The 15,075-nt window shown below is 63.3% G+C and carries 17 protein-coding genes and 1 tRNA gene; 9 read left to right on the top strand and 9 right to left on the bottom strand.

Annotated elements, in window-relative coordinates; translation table 11 throughout:
* Window positions 1-6 precede the first annotated feature (6 nt).
* Genes FJ948_RS06055 through FJ948_RS06040 form a run of 4 tightly spaced genes read left to right on the top strand, consistent with a single transcriptional unit; the run spans window position 7 to window position 2,765 of the window.
* Window positions 7-780, top strand: a complete 774-nt coding sequence (locus FJ948_RS06055; protein WP_140702545.1) for a FadR/GntR family transcriptional regulator — start codon at window positions 7-9, stop codon at window positions 778-780.
* A gap of 23 nt (window positions 781-803) precedes the next feature.
* The gene (gene kduI / locus FJ948_RS06050) at window positions 804-1,655 is read left to right on the top strand and encodes a 5-dehydro-4-deoxy-D-glucuronate isomerase (RefSeq protein ID WP_140702543.1); all 852 of its coding nucleotides are present in this window, start codon (window positions 804-806) and stop codon (window positions 1,653-1,655) included.
* A complete protein-coding gene (kduD, locus tag FJ948_RS06045; RefSeq protein WP_140702541.1) occupies window positions 1,652-2,416 on the top strand; it encodes a 2-dehydro-3-deoxy-D-gluconate 5-dehydrogenase KduD in 765 nt (254 codons plus the stop codon). The genes kduI and kduD overlap by 4 nt, the downstream gene beginning before the upstream one ends.
* A gap of 10 nt (window positions 2,417-2,426) precedes the next feature.
* A complete protein-coding gene (locus FJ948_RS06040; protein WP_140702539.1) occupies window positions 2,427-2,765 on the top strand; it encodes a cupin domain-containing protein in 339 nt (112 codons plus the stop codon).
* A gap of 173 nt (window positions 2,766-2,938) precedes the next feature.
* On the opposite strand, the gene FJ948_RS06035 is transcribed toward FJ948_RS06040, so the two are convergent.
* Window positions 2,939-3,961 carry a glycosyltransferase family 9 protein gene (locus tag FJ948_RS06035; protein WP_181173573.1) on the bottom strand — a complete coding sequence of 341 codons (1,023 nt, stop codon included), beginning with the start codon at window positions 3,959-3,961 and terminating at the stop codon, window positions 2,939-2,941.
* A 184-nt stretch (window positions 3,962-4,145) separates the two neighbouring features.
* Complete coding sequence (locus FJ948_RS06030) at window positions 4,146-5,567, bottom strand: coniferyl aldehyde dehydrogenase (RefSeq protein WP_140702535.1); 1,422 nt, start codon at window positions 5,565-5,567, stop codon at window positions 4,146-4,148.
* A gap of 208 nt (window positions 5,568-5,775) precedes the next feature.
* On the opposite strand from FJ948_RS06030, the gene FJ948_RS06025 reads away from it, so the two are divergent.
* Both FJ948_RS06025 and recQ read left to right on the top strand, forming a co-directional pair.
* Window positions 5,776-6,219: a hypothetical protein gene (locus FJ948_RS06025; protein WP_140702533.1), complete on the top strand. Its 444-nt coding sequence runs from the start codon at window positions 5,776-5,778 to the stop codon at window positions 6,217-6,219.
* A 143-nt stretch (window positions 6,220-6,362) separates the two neighbouring features.
* Window positions 6,363-8,198, top strand: coding sequence for a DNA helicase RecQ (recQ, locus tag FJ948_RS06020; protein WP_140702531.1), 1,836 nt, complete (start codon window positions 6,363-6,365; stop codon window positions 8,196-8,198).
* Window positions 8,199-8,272: 74 nt separating this feature from the next.
* Here recQ and FJ948_RS06015 read toward each other — a convergent pair whose 3' ends face one another.
* From FJ948_RS06015 to FJ948_RS05990, 6 genes are all read right to left on the bottom strand, one after another.
* Complete coding sequence (locus FJ948_RS06015; protein ID WP_210242265.1) at window positions 8,273-9,616, bottom strand: phospholipase D-like domain-containing protein; 1,344 nt, start codon at window positions 9,614-9,616, stop codon at window positions 8,273-8,275.
* A 1-nt stretch (window position 9,617) separates the two neighbouring features.
* A complete protein-coding gene (locus FJ948_RS06010) occupies window positions 9,618-9,944 on the bottom strand; it encodes a low affinity iron permease family protein (RefSeq protein ID WP_140702529.1) in 327 nt (108 codons plus the stop codon).
* Window positions 9,945-10,109: 165 nt separating this feature from the next.
* Window positions 10,110-10,502 (bottom strand): hypothetical protein, encoded by a 393-nt coding sequence (locus FJ948_RS06005; RefSeq protein WP_140702527.1) that lies wholly within the window; start codon window positions 10,500-10,502, stop codon window positions 10,110-10,112.
* Between the two features lie 83 nt (window positions 10,503-10,585).
* Window positions 10,586-11,113, bottom strand: coding sequence for a J domain-containing protein (locus FJ948_RS06000; RefSeq protein WP_140702525.1), 528 nt, complete (start codon window positions 11,111-11,113; stop codon window positions 10,586-10,588).
* Between the two features lie 249 nt (window positions 11,114-11,362).
* Window positions 11,363-11,680, bottom strand: a complete 318-nt coding sequence (locus FJ948_RS05995; protein ID WP_140702523.1) for an Atu4866 domain-containing protein — start codon at window positions 11,678-11,680, stop codon at window positions 11,363-11,365.
* On the bottom strand, window positions 11,680-12,408 hold the full coding sequence (locus FJ948_RS05990; protein ID WP_140702521.1) for an SDR family oxidoreductase: 729 nt from the start codon (window positions 12,406-12,408) through the stop codon (window positions 11,680-11,682). Before FJ948_RS05990 ends, FJ948_RS05995 begins: the two co-directional genes overlap by 1 nt.
* Window positions 12,409-12,517: 109 nt before the next feature.
* Here FJ948_RS05990 and FJ948_RS05985 point away from each other — a divergent pair, with 109 nt between their 5' ends.
* A complete protein-coding gene (locus FJ948_RS05985; RefSeq protein ID WP_140702519.1) occupies window positions 12,518-13,423 on the top strand; it encodes a LysR family transcriptional regulator in 906 nt (301 codons plus the stop codon).
* A 140-nt stretch (window positions 13,424-13,563) separates the two neighbouring features.
* Here FJ948_RS05985 and FJ948_RS05975 read toward each other — a convergent pair.
* Window positions 13,564-13,653 (bottom strand) — tRNA-Ser (locus tag FJ948_RS05975).
* 333 nt (window positions 13,654-13,986) lie between these two features.
* Between FJ948_RS05975 and FJ948_RS05970 the strand changes: the two genes are divergently transcribed.
* Together FJ948_RS05970 and rpmA are read left to right on the top strand one after the other, a co-directional pair.
* Window positions 13,987-14,655, top strand: coding sequence for a 50S ribosomal protein L21 (locus tag FJ948_RS05970; protein ID WP_140702517.1), 669 nt, complete (start codon window positions 13,987-13,989; stop codon window positions 14,653-14,655).
* A gap of 98 nt (window positions 14,656-14,753) precedes the next feature.
* Window positions 14,754-15,023: a 50S ribosomal protein L27 gene (gene rpmA / locus FJ948_RS05965; protein WP_095771984.1), complete on the top strand. Its 270-nt coding sequence runs from the start codon at window positions 14,754-14,756 to the stop codon at window positions 15,021-15,023.
* Window positions 15,024-15,075 lie beyond the last annotated feature (52 nt).

The raw sequence follows: 15,075 nt of genomic DNA, 5'->3' as shown, positions 1-15,075 counted from the left end.
CGCCACATGTCCGATACCGCAACCGATCTCAGGGTCGAGAGAAAACCGAAACTGTCGGAAACCGTCGTGGCGGCGATCCGCAGGCAGTTGCAGGCTGGCGAGATCCCGCCCGGCCACAAATTGCCGACCGAAGGCCAGTTGACCGAAACCTTCGGCGTCAGCCGTACCGTCATCCGCGAAGCGCTGGTCAAGCTTGCCGCCGACGGCCTTGTCGAGCCGCGGCAGGGTGCCGGCGTCTTCGTCACCGAGCACGTCTCGACCATGTTCGGGACGCTGGCCGCCGACATGGGAGCCAAGGATTCCGTCGCGCTCAACGTGCTCGAGGTGCGGCTGGCGATCGAGATCGAATCGGCCGGACTCGCCGCCATCCGCCGCAACGCCGCGCAGGAGGCGGCCATCCAGGAAGCCTTCTTCGAGTTCGAGCGGCTGCTGCTCGACAGCCAGCCGACCGGACCGGCCGACCTTGCCTTCCATCGCGCCATCGCCAGCGCCACCAACAATCCGTTCTATGTCGAGATGCTCGACGTGCTCGGCCGGCGCGCCATTCCGTGCGACGTGACCTCGCCCTGGTCGACGGAACTGGTGCAATCCGACGATTATCAGCGCGGGCTGCAACGCGAGCATCTGGTGATCCTGAACGCGATCTCGGCGGGCGATCCCGAGGCCGCGCGCGAAGCGATGCGCGCCCATCTGGGCGCCAGCCAACGGCGCTACCGCGAGCGCCTGCAGGCGCGGCAGGCCTATTACGCCAGTTCGAGCACGGTCGCCGCCGGCGAATGATCCACCGGAAGCCAGGATTAGAGATGAGCCAGAACCACACCGACTACACATCGCGCTTCGCCATCGATCCGGCCGCGGCCGCCGCCATGGGGACGGACGAACTGCGCCATAATTTTCATATCGAGGATCTCTTTCGATCCGGCCGCATCAGCCTGACCTACACGCACTATGATCGCATGATCGTCGGCGGTGCCGTGCCGGTGGCCACGGCATTGCCGTTGGAAGCGATCAAGCCGACCGGTACCAAAGGGTTTCTCGACCGGCGCGAACTCATCGCCGTCAATATCGGCGGCACCGGCACGATCGAAGCCGGCGGCCAGTCTTTCGACCTGCGGGCGCGCGACATGCTCTATCTCGGCATGGGCGCCAGCGATGTGTCATTCGCTTCGGCCGATAAAGGCGACCCGGCCAAGTTCTACCTGCTCAGCGCGCCGGCGCATCAGGCCCATCCCAGCCGGCTGATCCGCCTCGATGACGCCAAGCGCCTCGATCTCGGCAGCAAGGAGGCCTGCAACGAACGCTCGATCTTCCAGTTCATCCATGCCGACGGGGCCAGGACCTGCCAACTCGTCGTCGGCATGACGCAACTTGCGCCGGGCTCGATCTGGAACACCATGCCGTGCCATGTGCACGACCGGCGCATGGAGGCCTATCTCTATTTCGACCTGCCGGAGGCGGCGCGCGTCTTCCATTTCATGGGCGAGCCGGACGAGACGCGCCATATCGTCATGCGCAACGAGGAGGCGGTGCTGTCGCCGGGCTGGTCGATCCATTCGGGCGCCGGCACTTCCAACTACGCCTTCGTCTGGGCGATGGCCGGCGACAATGTCGACTATACCGATGTCGATCCGGTGCCGATGGAGGACCTGCGGTGAGCGACCTCACAGCGTTCAGCCTGGCCGGCAAGCGCATCCTGGTCACCGGCGCCAACACCGGCATCGGCCAGGGCATCGCGGTGTCGATCGCGCGTGCCGGGGGCGCGGTGATCGGTGTCGGCCGTTCATCGATGGCTGAGACGGCGGAAAAGGTTTCCGAGACCGGTGGACGGTTCGAGGCCGTGGCCGCCGACCTCGCGGACACGGGCGCCGCGGGGCCGATGCTGGACCGGGTCTGGCAAGATAGCGGGCCGCTTGACGGGCTGGTCAACAATGCCGGCATCATCCGGCGCGCCGATGCCGTCGATCTCGGCGAGGCCGATTGGGACGAGGTGATCGATGTCAATCTGAAGACGGTCTTCCTGCTCAGCCAGTCCTTTGCCCGGCACGTCCTTGCCGGGGGACGCCAGGGCAAGATCGTCAACATCGCCTCGGTGCTGAGTTTCCAGGGCGGCATCCGCGTCGCGTCCTATACTGCCTCAAAGCACGGTGTGCTCGGTATCACCCGGTTGCTCGCCTGCGAGTGGGCGGCCAAAGGCATCAACGTCAACGGCATCGCGCCGGGCTATATCGAGACCAACAACACACAGGCGCTGCGCGCCGACCCCGACCGCAGTGCTGCTATCCTGGGGCGCATTCCCGCCGGACGCTGGGGCGAGCCGGGAGATATTGGCGATGCCGCCGTCTTCCTGTTGGCGCCGGCCTCGAACTACATGCATGGCGCGGTGGTGCCGGTGGACGGCGGCTGGCTGGCGCGGTGAGGAGACGACAATGAGCGAGCCGAAGATTTTCGCGCAAGCCGGCGAGGGTGCCTGGACGCCGACCGCGGACGGCAATCGCCGGCGCGTGCTGCTGTCCACCGACGAACTGATGATGGTCGAGTTCGGCTTCGACAAGGGAGGGGTCGGCGCGCTGCATTCGCACCCGCATGTCCAGGCAAGCTACGTCGCCGAAGGCCGCTTCGAGGTGACCATCGACGGCCGGACCGAAATCCTGGAGACCGGCGGCAGTTTCATCGTGCCGTCCGGCCTGGTGCACGGCGTCAAGGCGCTGGAGGCGGGAAGGCTGGTCGACAGTTTTACGCCGCACCGCGCCGATTTTCTTGCCTGAGCAATCAGGGAAAGTGTGAGAGCAAAGAGATAGGTCCGGTCGCGCCCATTTCCGAAAATGAAAACCCGCGCCTCGCAAGAAGCGCGGGTTTGTTGCCTGGGCGCCAATGGCGCCGCGGTACTCAAAACATCACCGCAGGACCGGAAACCTGCCGGATCATGGTGAATATAAACTTAATGCGCCGCCGGCTCCGGGTGGTCGCGGCGGCTGGTGGCCAGCAAGCGATGCGTGGCCTCGAGGATGGCCTCGACCGGCGTGTCGGAAATATTGGCCGATCGTCCGCGCCTTGGAGCGGTCACCACCTCGACCCTGTTCGACAGCGGCCGCCACCGTTCGATGTTGGCTCCGTGGTTGATGATGACCGTCGGCGTCATCACCGTGGCGAAGAGGTGGCCCAGACCGCCTTCCATGCCGACATAGGCGTCGGCGATCTCACCCAGCGCCAGCAGCAGGTCGCCGAATGCCTCGACATCGAGCCCAAGGTCCGGACCGATCGTCACCAGCCGGCTTTCCCTTGCGGCCAGGCTTTGCGGCGTCGGTCCATTGCCTGGGGTGACCAGATACAGCACCTGGTAGCCGGCCTCGATGAGGTTGGTGGCCATGGCGGCGACCTGGGCGTCGCTCATCATCTTGTTGCTGCCCTTGGAATTGCCGCCCAGCAGGATGAGTGGGCGTCGGTCCGCACCGCGGATCTGGCCTGCCAGAACGCGGGCAGCCTGCGAAACCTCCAGCCTGTGGTCGAACGGCAGGTGCCGGCCGGCCAGGCGTTCGATCAGCCTGTGGTAGCGCCAGGCATTGTGCTCCGGCCGCAAGGTCCATCTGGCGCGCCAGTGCGACGACAGAAGGTGACCGGCAAAGTTGGGTTCGTAACGAACACCACGCGCGAGGAGCTGTAGTTTGGCCACGATCAGGGCAGGCACGCCGGTGCGGAAATCGACGACGGTCATTGGCCTGCCGGGCCGTGCAAACTCGGCCAGGATGGTGGAAAGCGGCACAATCGTCCTGAAATCATCAACCAGGGGTGCCGCATGCCTGCGCAGCACGCCGGTGAGCGATGATCTGTGCATGCTGCCATAGACGATCCGGCTTTGCGGAAAGGCCGTTCTTGCCGCCCGCAACGCCGGTATCCTCAGCAACCCGTCGCCGAGGGCGTCGTTGCGGACGTAGAAAATCAGCAGCGGCGCGGGCAAATTCATGGCCAGGGCGGATCCGTTCGGTCTGATTTCAAGAGGACAACAAGCTTCGAGAGGTTTGTGCAAGAAGACAGCAAATCCCGGCTTAATCCAGAGCGAATATGCGCCGAACGTAATAAAACGGGCGGCACCAACAGATATCGCCGTGGCACGCCTCGTCGGTCCGGCATCGAAGCCGCGACAATGGTCAGGTGATGCGCCTGAGCAGGCCGAAAAGCCTTTCGAACGTCTTGCCATAGGGCGGGCGAAGAAGGGCTCCGGCGCTCAAGCGCGACTGCAGGAAAACCGGTTTCTCCTTGCTGAAGGTGCGGAATCCCCATTCGCCGTGATAGGCACCCATGCCTGAGGCGCCGACGCCGCCGAAGGGCTGGTTCTCCTGCACCAGATGCAGCATGCAGTCATTGATGGTGACGCCGCCGGCGGCGGTCTCGCGCAGGATGCGCTGGCGGTTGGCACTGTCGCGCCCGAACCAGTAGAGCGCCAGCGGCCGGTCGGCCCGGTTTACATGGTCGATGGCGTCGTCCAGCGTGGCGTATTCGACGATCGGCAGCACCGGGCCGAAGATCTCTTCGCGCATCAGCCGCAGGTCCGCGCCGGCGTTCGCGACCAGGGTCGGCGCAAGCTTCCGGCCCGCGGTGCCGAAATCCTCGCCGGCCGGATTGATTTCGGTGACATCGGCGCCGGCGTCGCGGGCTTCCGCGATCATGGCGCGCAGTCGCTGAAAGTGCCTGTCGCTGATGATGGCGGTGTAGTCGGGGTTATCGCGCAAGGTGGGGTAGAGCCGCGCCATCGCGGTTGCGAGCTTGGTTGCGACCGTGCCTGCCTGTCCCTTGGGCACCAGCAGATAGTCCGGCGCGATGCAGGTCTGCCCGGCATTCAACAGCTTGCCATAGGCGACGCTGGCTGTTGCCGCGTCGAGATCGCAGGAGGGATCGAGGATTGCCGGCGACTTGCCGCCGAGTTCGAGCGTGACCGGGGTCAGGTTGGCGGCGGCGGCGATCGCGACCTGGCGGCCGACCGCGGTCGAACCGGTGAACAGCAGATGATCGAACGGGATCGACACGAAGGCCTTGCCCATTTCGGCATCGCCGGTGATGACGCTCAACTCATCCGGAGCGAAATGCTCGCCGGCCAGTCTGGCCAGCAGCTCGGAGAAAGCCGGCGTCAGTTCGGAAGGCTTGACGAGCACGCGATTGCCGGCGGCGAGCGCTGCCGTGACCGGCGCGACGGCGAGCTGAAAGGGGTAATTCCAGGGCGACACGATGCCGACGACCCCAAGCGGCTGCGGCAAGAGGCGGTTCCTGCCCGGCAGGAACGGCAAGGTGGTGGCGACGCGACGCTCCCGCATCCAGCCGCCGACATGAGCGAGGGCATGGCGAATGCCGGCGCGCACGACGAACAGTTCCGCGAGCCGCGTCTCATGCGCCGAGCGGCCGCCGAAGTCGGCGTCGATCGCGGCGCAGATTTCAGTCTCGTGCCGCTCGGTCAGCGCCAGCAGGCGCTTGAGGCGGTCCTTCCTCAGGCCGAGGTCGGGAAAGGGCTGCTTCTCGAAGGCGGCGCGCTGCAGCCGGAAACGCTCGCCAAGCACATCCTGTCTAGCCTGCAGCATCGTGCCCTCCCTGGCGTGTCGGCGGGGACAAGCTTACATCGCGGCGCGGAGGAATCCATCAGGGGTGCGTGTGCCGCAGCGGAAGGCGCCGGGGTGTTCCAGAAAGTCGCTTCCGCGATTTGTGGGCGTCTGTCGGTAGGGCCTTGTGCAATCCTTGGTTGTATGTTGCAATGTGGACGGGCAAGGTCTCGACAACAAGGGGGTTGGAATGAGCGGAAAACACCACATGCTGGCGGTGGCCGGCTTTTTCTTCGCAACCGGCGCGCTGGGCATCCTGTCCGCGACCGTCCTGCTGGCCTTTGGACATTCGCCGAATATTGTAAGTTCCGCCTCGGGTGTGGCCTATGTGGTGGGCGCCTACTACTTCCTGAAAGGGTCGAGGCCGGCGAAGATTTTCCTGACGGTCATGGCAGCTCTCGCCATGCTGCTCGAAGCTATCATTGGCATCCTGATGCTAACGGATGGTCTGTCACCGATGGGCCTGTTTGTCCTGCTATTGGCGGGCCTTACCGGCTATTGCTTTTATGGGTTGCAACTGTCGAAGGTTCTCAACGCCGAATTCGATCGCCGGTCGGAGACCTACCGATTGGAGAAGGGCAAGGCTGCCCAGCGCTATTATGACGAGTTGGAGCAAGGCAACAGCGGCGAGTGACAGCAACGGCCGACGGCATTGAAAGGGCTGTTGTGATGGAATGAGCGGTGGGCTACTCCAAGGCCCCACAAGGAGTCGCCCTTGACCGTCTTGCCCGATCTCTCCCGCACGCGAAAAATCGCTTGCCGCCAGGTGGCCGCCTGATGCCGGTGCAGGCGGCGGGCATGAGGGCGGAGGATCCCAAGCGGCGCGTCCTGAAGGATGTGTTCGGCTTCGACGATTTCCGCCCTGGCCAGGCCGACGTCATGGACGCGCTGCTCAATGGGCGCCATGTGCTGGCTGTCATGCCGACGGGGGCCGGAAAATCGCTCTGCTACCAGGTTCCGGCGCTGGTCTTGGGCGGGCTCACCCTCGTCGTCTCGCCGCTCGTGGCGTTGATGCAGGACCAGGTCGCGGCGCTGCGGCTTGCCGGCGTGGCGGCCGATACGATCAATTCCGCGCTCGACCGCGAGGCCAATGTCGCGGCCTGGCGCCGTGTGGCATCTGGCCAGACGCGGCTGCTCTACCTGGCGCCGGAGCGACTGATGGCCGAGCGCATGCTGGAGGCGCTCTCCAGGCTCGACGTCAGCCTGATCGCCATCGACGAGGCGCATTGCATCTCGCAATGGGGTCCGGCGTTCCGGCCCGAATATGAGGACCTGTCGCGGTTGCGCGGCATCTTCGCCAACGTGCCGATCATCGCGGTGACGGCGACGGCCGATGAGAGCACGCGCACCGACATCGCCGCCCGGCTGTTCGCCGAGCGTGTCGAAACGCTGGTGCTGGGTTTCGACCGCCCCAACATCAAGCTGGCGATCGAGTCCAAACAGGACAGCAAGCGGCAATTGCTGCGGTTCATCGAGCGTCATGCGGGCAAAAGCGGCATCGTCTATTGCCTGTCGCGCAAGAAGACCGAGGAGATGGCGGCCTTCCTCGAGAAGAACGGCGTCAGAGCGCTCGCCTATCATGCCGGCATGAGCAAGGACGCGCGCGAGGCCAATCAAAACGCCTTCATGACCTTGTCCGGCGTCGTCATGGTGGCGACCATCGCCTTCGGCATGGGCATCGACAAGCCCGACGTCGCCTATGTCTTCCACACTGATATGCCGGGCAGCCTGGAAGCCTATTATCAGGAAATCGGTCGTGCCGGCCGCGACGGGCGCGAGGCCGAGGCGCATATGCTTTACGGCCTTGGCGACATCCGCATGCGGCGGCTGTTCATCGACGACGAGGACGCCGCGCCCGAGCACAAGAGACGGTCGCATCGCCGGCTCGACACGCTGATCGGCTATTGCGAGACGGCGCAATGCCGGCGCCAGGTGCTGCTCGGCTATTTCGGCGAAGAGGCCGAACCTTGCGGCAATTGCGACAATTGCCTCGATCAGGCGCCGCGCGCCGATGGCAGTGCCGAGGCGCGGAAAATCCTCGCGGCGGTCGCGCAGAGCGGCGAACGCTTTGGCGCCGCCCATGTCATCGATATCCTGCTTGGCCACGAGACCGAGAAGGTGCTGGCGCGGGGCCATCAGACGCTGAGCAGTTTTGGCACCGGTGCCGCGCACCGGAAGACCGTGTGGTTGTCACTGATCCGGCAACTGGTCGCCGGCGGGTTCCTGATTCCGGATCCCGAGGGCCATGGCGGCCTCGCCATCTCGGAGAGCGGCCGCGCGCTCGGCCGTGGCGAGGGTGAATTCCGGTATCGCGTCGAGAACCGCGACCCTCTGGCGCGCGGCAGGAAGCGTTCCGGGGAAGGCTCCGCCGCCGGCGCCGAGGGTGTGGATGCCTCGCTGCTGGCGGCGCTCAAGACGCTGCGGCTGCGGCTGGCCAAGGAGCGCCAGGTGCCGGCCTATGTGGTGTTTTCCGACCGCACGCTGATCGACATGGCCGACCGCCGCCCGCTCGACCTCGATGCCTTCGCCGAAGTGAATGGCGTGGGTGCGGCGAAGCTCAAGGAATTCGGTGCGGTTTTTCTCGCCGCGATCACGGCGCATGAGGCTGCTTGAAGACCCGATGCGAGCCCGGGCTCAAGCCGTAGTGTTGATCTGACTGCTCCGAACGAGCGAGGAGAGCCGAGACATCAAAGCTGGGAGCGCAGCCTGCTGGCCAGCCAGTCAGAAATCTTTTCGCGCAGGGGACGCGCTTCCCATTCGGCCAGAGTGATCTGCCGCGACCGCCCAAGATCCTGGTTGAACAAATCGATCTGCGTGTTTGCGAAATCCCTGCCGTAGACGTTCAGACTGGCTTCGTCGTTCAACCGCAAGGAGCGTTCGTCCAGATTGGTGGAACCAAAGCTCGCCCAGACGTCGTCGACGATCAGCAGCTTGGGATGATACATCGTGGGCTGAAACTCGTAGATGCGCACACCCGCCCTAAGCAAGTCGCCCCAGAAATAGCGCGAGCCTTTTCGAACCAGAGGCACGTCAGTCAGCGCATTGGGAACGATCACATCAACCGACACGCCTCGCTTCCTGGCATCCAGGATCTGCTGGAGCGCGATGTCGTCGGGCACGAAATACGCCATTCCGATTCGTAGGTGATCCTTGGCGGCGGCTATCGCGGCCAGCATCATCAATTCCATGGTTTCCGAGCCATTTGGCTGCGAAGAAAGTATCAGTTGGGCGCCGAGCGCTCCCGCGGATTCGGGCGGAGGATAGAACTTCTGGCCTTGCAAGGTCTCACCGGTCGTTTCCAGCCAGTTTTCGGCAAACGCTGCCTGGAAAGCAGGCACGGCGGGCCCTTCGATCCGGTAATGCGTATCGCGCCATTCATCCGGGTTGCGAGCGTTTCCACGCCAATTGTCCGCGATGCCCACGCCACCCGTGAAAGCCACCCGTCCGTCAACAACGAGCAGCTTGCGATGGGTCCGGTTGTTCACGCGGTCCAACGTATACCAATGGATGGGCCGGTAGCGCTGGAATCTCACGCCGGCGCTTGTCATGATGTGGATCAGGTCTTCATCGAAAGGCAGGCTGCCGACCCAGTCGACGAGCACCCGGACCTCGACCCCTTGACGCGCCTTGCCCGCCAAGGCTTGTGCGAACTCATATCCGACTGCCCCGGACCAATAGATATAAGTCTCAAAATCGATCGAGGACCGGGCCGCTCCGATCGCCTGGAGCATCGAAGGAAAAATCTCGTCGCCGTTCACGAGGGTTTGCACCGCGTTCGCGTCGGACATCTGTCCCAGCGAGTAGCTGCTCATCGACCTGGCGAACTGGGGGTCCGATGCATCGAAACGATGCGGGACGATCGTCCGCAAAACCCGCGGTTCAGGGGTCAGGTTTATGGCTGCCAACGTCGCCAGCCCCGCGACGACCGCAACGGCCAGATAGCTCAGTCCCCTGAGCAGCGGGCTGAATTTTCGACGCCGCCCGATCTGCTTCGCGCCTGTCAGCAACGCCACGAAACCGGCAGCGCGCATCTCAGTCGCCCTGCTGCTTGCGGTTGCGTTGTTCTTCGATGTCCTCGGGCTCTTCATCATCGATACGGGTGATGGTCGAAGCCGAACTGTTCGATCTCAACATTTCGTCCAACTTGGCATGAATGGCCTGGGTATCGCGATGCTCCGCGCGCTGAATGAACAGCGTCATGGCCCAGGTGAGGAGTGTGGCCGCACCATGCCAGTTCAAGCTTTGCCGATCGAAAATTATCCAGAAGATCGCATAGGCCAGCAGCACCAGGAATGCTGCTGGACGGGACGTCCACGTGCCGATCGAGGTGAGCGCGCCGGTAATGGGGTGATTTGCCATGAGCAGGAACTTTCGACCGTAACGCAGGTTCCCGCGCGGCCTGTCGGCGAAGGCTGCCCGCGCAACAGCGGCTTGTCGGCGAAGGTCGCCCGTGCAGCACAGTTGACTGCGGGGAGCGCCGTCAGGCCCTGACCACCGTCTGGGTTGGGCGTCGAATGGCTGAAGTCAGAAGCTGCACTGAGAGCCTTGCGATCGGGGGCCTTTCTCGGAGCGCCCCAGCGCTGCGACCTCGTCACGCAGGCAGCCCGGCGCGTACTGCGCCAATACCCTTTCCAGACGCCCCAGCAGAACTTTCCTCGACTTTATCTCGTACCCCAGCCGCAATGTGCCAACTATGCTTTTGCGGTTGGTGGTCAGCTCCTGCTGGAGGACGCCAATGTGGATGCGGACCTCATCGGCCTGTGCTCGAAGTGCTGCTTTGATTGGCCCTCGACCTTGCATGCTGAACTCGATCTCCGTGGAAACGGATATCGAACTTGAGCGACCATGCTTTGGTTCCTCGGCATCGCCGTCAAATTTCCGAGCCGCGAAAAGCGGGTCGGATTCCGCCGCGCGCATGTCATCGCCCTTCGGCGATGACGCCGGGCCAATGGGCGGCCTTTGTAAATCTGAGGAGCGGTCGACCAAACCACCGGCGAGCCTCATTCCAGCAGTCTGGTCGTGCCTTCACGCCGATGTTCCGAGTTGGCGCGATCGATCCCCTCGACGGTGATGGCGAGCGTCCCGTTTTCGATTCTTCCTATCCAGCCCTTTGCCTTTAGATACCAGAGATGAAACTCCAGGTGTTCACGCGGGCAGCCCGACAATCGTTCGAGCTCCACATCGCCAATGCCCGCGTTGTTGACGTCTTGTCGGCGTTTTACGTAGAGAAGCGAGAGCAGTTTGGCCTGGACACCGGCGTCCCGCGCAAAGCCTTTGGTATCACTGGCTTCCCCGGTCAGTTCGAGGCGAAGCGCCGAATGGTCTTTATACTGGATATCGTATTGCGCGCGTTTGACCGGGTCCTTGAGCGTATTATGGGCCTCCACGACTTCGCTGAAGCGTGACTCGTCGCCACTGTCCCGATTGTCGGGGTGGTAGCGCATGGCAAGATGACGAAATATCCGTTCTATCGTTTCGGAATTGGCGTTCGGGCTGACTTCCAGCACTTCGTAGTAGTCAATGAACATAATCGTGCTTCCCCACGACATGCCGGGCAATGATTTCAGGCGGTGCCGCTGCCATTCTCGGCTATGAACCCGCCACCGACAATAAGCCATACATCATGTTTTGCTAATCTAAGAACGCCTTAAGGACAAGCACGGAACGTAAGTGAAAACGTCGGACCTTTGCCACTTGCGCCACGGACTTTGGTCCCTGCATTTTTCGAGCATATGCGCCTCCTCTCGGATAGGCATGCTCGGCCGGTCGCCAGTGCTTCATTTTCGCCGGCGCAGAACCATTCCGGCATGATGCAGCACGTCTTCGATGAACTCTCCATCTGCGGTGAAGCCAGTGTCGTCCCAATAGTCGATGTGATGGCCCGTGACGAGGTAGCGCCCCTGATAGGCCTTTTCGCGCGTTCCCCTGGCCTCGACATAACGGCCGTTCGGCAGGAGCTGGTGGCGTATGTGGCCGTCTCCGGTCACCCAGAGGCCGGTATATTCGTGAGTCTGGCTATTCATTGTCATGTCCTTTGCAATGGCAAATCCGGCTGATATCGCAACGAGCGATGCGGCCACGGCCAGCCCGCGCATCAGTGCGCCGCCCGTGTCGGACGCACGACGATCTCGTTGACATCGACGTCGTCGGGCTGCTCGATGGCGAAGCGTACCGCCCGGCCGATGGCATCCGGCTGAAGTGCTATGGCGCGATATGTCCTCATTGCATCGATGGCGGCGGGATCGGTAATCGTGCTGGCCAGCTCGCTTTCGACCACGCCGGGATGAATGCAAGTGACCCGAATATCGTCCCGCTCCTGCCGGAGACCGTCGGAGATCGCCCGCACTGCATGTTTGGTGGCGCAATAGACGGCGGCCGTCGGCGAGACGGAGAGGGCGCCGATCGAGGCGATGTTGATGATGTGACCCGTTCCCCGCGCCGTCATTTGCGGTAGCACGGCGGCGATGCCATGCAGGACCCCCTTGATGTTGACATCGACCATGCGGTCCCATTCGTCGACCTTCATCGATGCCATCAGCGACAGCGGCATGATGCCGGCATTGTTGACCATCACGTCGATCCGACCCCAGGCCTGGCGCGCGGCTTCCGCGAAGGCGGCGACATCGGCCCGGTCGGTCACGTCGAGCCTGTGCGCCATCGCCTCGCCGCCTTTCTCCCGGATCTCGTGCGCCAGAATTTCCAGCCTGTCGGTGCGGCGTGCACCCAGCATCAATCTGGCGCCGGCGGCGCCAAGTTCGCGGGCAATGCCGGCGCCGATGCCGCTGGAGGCTCCGGTGATGAGAACGACCTTATCGAGGGACATCGCTAATCCTTTCGTCTTCCATGTGATCAAGATTGTCAGGAATGTATGTTCCGGCCGTTGTCGCGATAAGGCGTCTAATTCTTGCCAAGATGGAAAGTTCAGCTAACCAATGTCGCACGACCTCAACATGCTTTCGGTGTTCGCGCTGGTCGCCGAGGAGCGGAGCTTCCGCGCGGCGGGCGAACGGCTGGGCGTTAGCCGGTCCGCCGTCAGCCAGACGATCCGGCGGCTGGAGGAGAGCCTCGGCATCGCACTGGTGCGGCGAACGACGCGCAGCGTCAGCCTGACCGAGGCCGGCGAGCAACTGTATGAGGACGTGGCGCCGGCCATTGCCGGCTTGCGCTCGGCGCTCAGCCAGACCGAGCAGTGGCGCGACCGGCCGCGCGGGCTGTTGCGGCTGGCGGTGTCCTCGATCGCCGAACGGTTCCTGTCCGGGCCGTTTCTCGCCGGCTTCGCCCAGGCCAATCCGGAAATCCAGCTCGACATCACGGTGACCGACGAGGAGTTCGACATCGTCGCCGAGGGCTATGATGCCGGCGTCCGGCTGGGAGAGGTCATCGAACAGGACATGATCGCGGTGCCTGTCGCGGGTGACGAGCGGCAACTGACGGTCTGTTCCCCTGCCTATAGGGACCGTTCCGGCATTCCCTTGCATCCCGCCGATCTTGCCGGACATCGCTGCATCGGCTGGCGACCTTCACCCAGGGCGGCTCCCTACCGCTGGGAATTCGCCGAGGATGGCAAGGAATTTCGCGTCACGGTCGCGCCGGAAATCACCACCAACGACATGGCACTGATGATCAAGCTGGCGGTCGCCGGCGCCGGCATCACCTTCGGCATGGAAGAGAGTTTTCGTCCCTTCGTCGAGCGCGGGGAGCTGGTCGTGCTTCTGGAGGACTACAGCCCACGCTTCGCCGGATTCTATCTCTATTATCCAAGCCGAAGGAACGCCGCGCCAAAGCTGCGCGCGCTGGTCGAGTACGTGAAGCAGTATAAGTGGCAAGATCGCCGTTAGTTCGGCTCCGTTGGCCAAACGCTTGTTCGCGAAGGCCTTGACTGATCCGGTTTCGAAATATCGCTCAAGCTGCCGCGCATTGGTCTACACCCGATTGCGGTTCCGGGTGGCCTGCCACCCGAAGCCCGCAGGGCGCAGGGTGGCGGAGAGGGAGGGATTCGAACCCCCGATGGGCTTGCACCCATGCCGCATTTCGAGTGCGGTGCATTCGACCACTCTGCCACCTCTCCGCGGTCATGGTCCGCCGTTGCCGGCGCGGCGCACTAGATAACGGCTGATCGGGCAGGTTACAAGGCCAAATCCGCCGGAAATTCAGCTTGCTGTCCCGGGCCTTGCCTGGATCGAGGTCGCCCATTCCCGGCAGGCAACGACAACTGGTCCACCAAGGCAAGGAATCGGCCCGTTTGCCTTGACTCCCACTCAACCTTCGGTTAGGGACAGCGCGCAATCGGCGTGGAGGGTTCTTCCGCGCCGCTTGTTTTTTGAACCCGCAGACTGACAAAAAGACGGCCGAACCGCCAGAGGCGGTTCATCAAGGCCGACCGAACAGCGAAAGGCAAAAAATGTTCGCAGTCATTAAAACGGGCGGTAAGCAGTATCGCGTTGCCGCCAACGATCTCCTGAAGATCGAAAAAGTCGAAGCCAATGTCGGCGATATCGTCGAAATCGGCCACGTGCTCGCGCATGGCGAGGGCGAGAATGTCACGTTCGGCGCGCCGTTCGTCGATGGTGCTCTGGTCACCGCTGAAGTCGTCGAGCAGGGCAAGAACCGCACGGTCATCGCTTTCAAGAAGCGCCGCCGCCAGAATTCGCGCCGCAAGATCGGCCATCGCCAGTTGCTGACCACCGTGCGGATCTCCGAGATCCTGCTGGGTGGCGCCAAGCCCGCCAAGAAGGCCGCCGTGAAGGCGGAAGCCAAGGCAGAGGTCGCTCCCGAGGCGGCGCCGAAGGAAGCCAAGGCCAAGAAGGACGCCCCCAAGGAAGAAGCGAAGGCCGAGGCCGTCGCCGCGCCGCTGTTCAAGGCGCCGAAGGGCGAGCCGGACGATTTGACCGTGATCAAGGGCATCGGCCCGGCCGCCGCCAAGGATCTCGCCGAGCAGGGCATCATCACCTTCGCGCAGCTCGCCAAGCTCAGCGACAAGGATGTCGTCAAGATCGACGAGCACATGCCGTTCAGCGCCGACCAGATCAAGGACTGGCGCGAACAGGCCAAGGAACTGGCGAAGAAGTAATTTTTCCGGCGAAACATCAGCCGGATCGGACTTGAAACGGAACGCGAACGCGTTCATAAGGCCTTTTAGGCGCCTTGCGGCGCAACGGAGTTAGTTAGATGGCACACAAGAAAGCTGGCGGCTCGTCGCGCAACGGTCGCGACTCGCATTCCAAGCGTCTGGGCGTGAAGAAGTTCGGCGGCGAAGCCGTCATCCCGGGCAACATCATCATTCGTCAACGCGGCACGACCTGGCATCCCGGCGTCAATGTCGGCATGGGCACGGACCATACCCTTTTCGCGCTCGAATCCGGCGCCGTGACGTTCAACAAAAAAGCCAACGGCCGAACCTACGTATCGGTCAACCCGATTGCCAAAGCCGCGGAGTAGCCGGTTCCGCACTAGACACCGGCGCCCATCTCGGGAACCGGTGTCTGGAAGC

Origin of the sequence: Mesorhizobium sp. B2-3-12 (assembly GCF_006442205.1) — a bacterium.
Lineage (GTDB): Bacteria > Pseudomonadota > Alphaproteobacteria > Rhizobiales > Rhizobiaceae > Mesorhizobium.
Note: the sequence above shows the minus strand (reverse complement) of the source record. Positions and strands in the feature narration are given on the sequence as shown.

Coding starts and splice junctions, on each gene's coding strand:
- FJ948_RS05985 (WP_140702519.1), top strand. CDS start 12,518: ATGTCGCACGACCTCAACATGCTTTCGGTGTTCGCGCTGGTCGCCGAG.
- kduI (WP_140702543.1), top strand. CDS start 804: ATGAGCCAGAACCACACCGACTACACATCGCGCTTCGCCATCGATCCG.
- FJ948_RS05995 (WP_140702523.1), bottom strand. CDS start 11,680: ATGCGCGGGCTGGCCGTGGCCGCATCGCTCGTTGCGATATCAGCCGGA.
- FJ948_RS06035 (WP_181173573.1), bottom strand. CDS start 3,961: ATGAATTTGCCCGCGCCGCTGCTGATTTTCTACGTCCGCAACGACGCC.
- FJ948_RS06055 (WP_140702545.1), top strand. CDS start 7: ATGTCCGATACCGCAACCGATCTCAGGGTCGAGAGAAAACCGAAACTG.
- FJ948_RS05970 (WP_140702517.1), top strand. CDS start 13,987: ATGTTCGCAGTCATTAAAACGGGCGGTAAGCAGTATCGCGTTGCCGCC.
- FJ948_RS06005 (WP_140702527.1), bottom strand. CDS start 10,502: ATGCGCGCGGCGGAATCCGACCCGCTTTTCGCGGCTCGGAAATTTGAC.
- FJ948_RS05990 (WP_140702521.1), bottom strand. CDS start 12,408: ATGTCCCTCGATAAGGTCGTTCTCATCACCGGAGCCTCCAGCGGCATC.
- FJ948_RS06030 (WP_140702535.1), bottom strand. CDS start 5,567: ATGCTGCAGGCTAGACAGGATGTGCTTGGCGAGCGTTTCCGGCTGCAG.
- FJ948_RS06015 (WP_210242265.1), bottom strand. CDS start 9,616: ATGCGCGCTGCCGGTTTCGTGGCGTTGCTGACAGGCGCGAAGCAGATC.
- rpmA (WP_095771984.1), top strand. CDS start 14,754: ATGGCACACAAGAAAGCTGGCGGCTCGTCGCGCAACGGTCGCGACTCG.
- recQ (WP_140702531.1), top strand. CDS start 6,363: ATGCCGGTGCAGGCGGCGGGCATGAGGGCGGAGGATCCCAAGCGGCGC.
- FJ948_RS06010 (WP_140702529.1), bottom strand. CDS start 9,944: ATGGCAAATCACCCCATTACCGGCGCGCTCACCTCGATCGGCACGTGG.
- FJ948_RS06025 (WP_140702533.1), top strand. CDS start 5,776: ATGAGCGGAAAACACCACATGCTGGCGGTGGCCGGCTTTTTCTTCGCA.
- FJ948_RS06000 (WP_140702525.1), bottom strand. CDS start 11,113: ATGTTCATTGACTACTACGAAGTGCTGGAAGTCAGCCCGAACGCCAAT.
- FJ948_RS06040 (WP_140702539.1), top strand. CDS start 2,427: ATGAGCGAGCCGAAGATTTTCGCGCAAGCCGGCGAGGGTGCCTGGACG.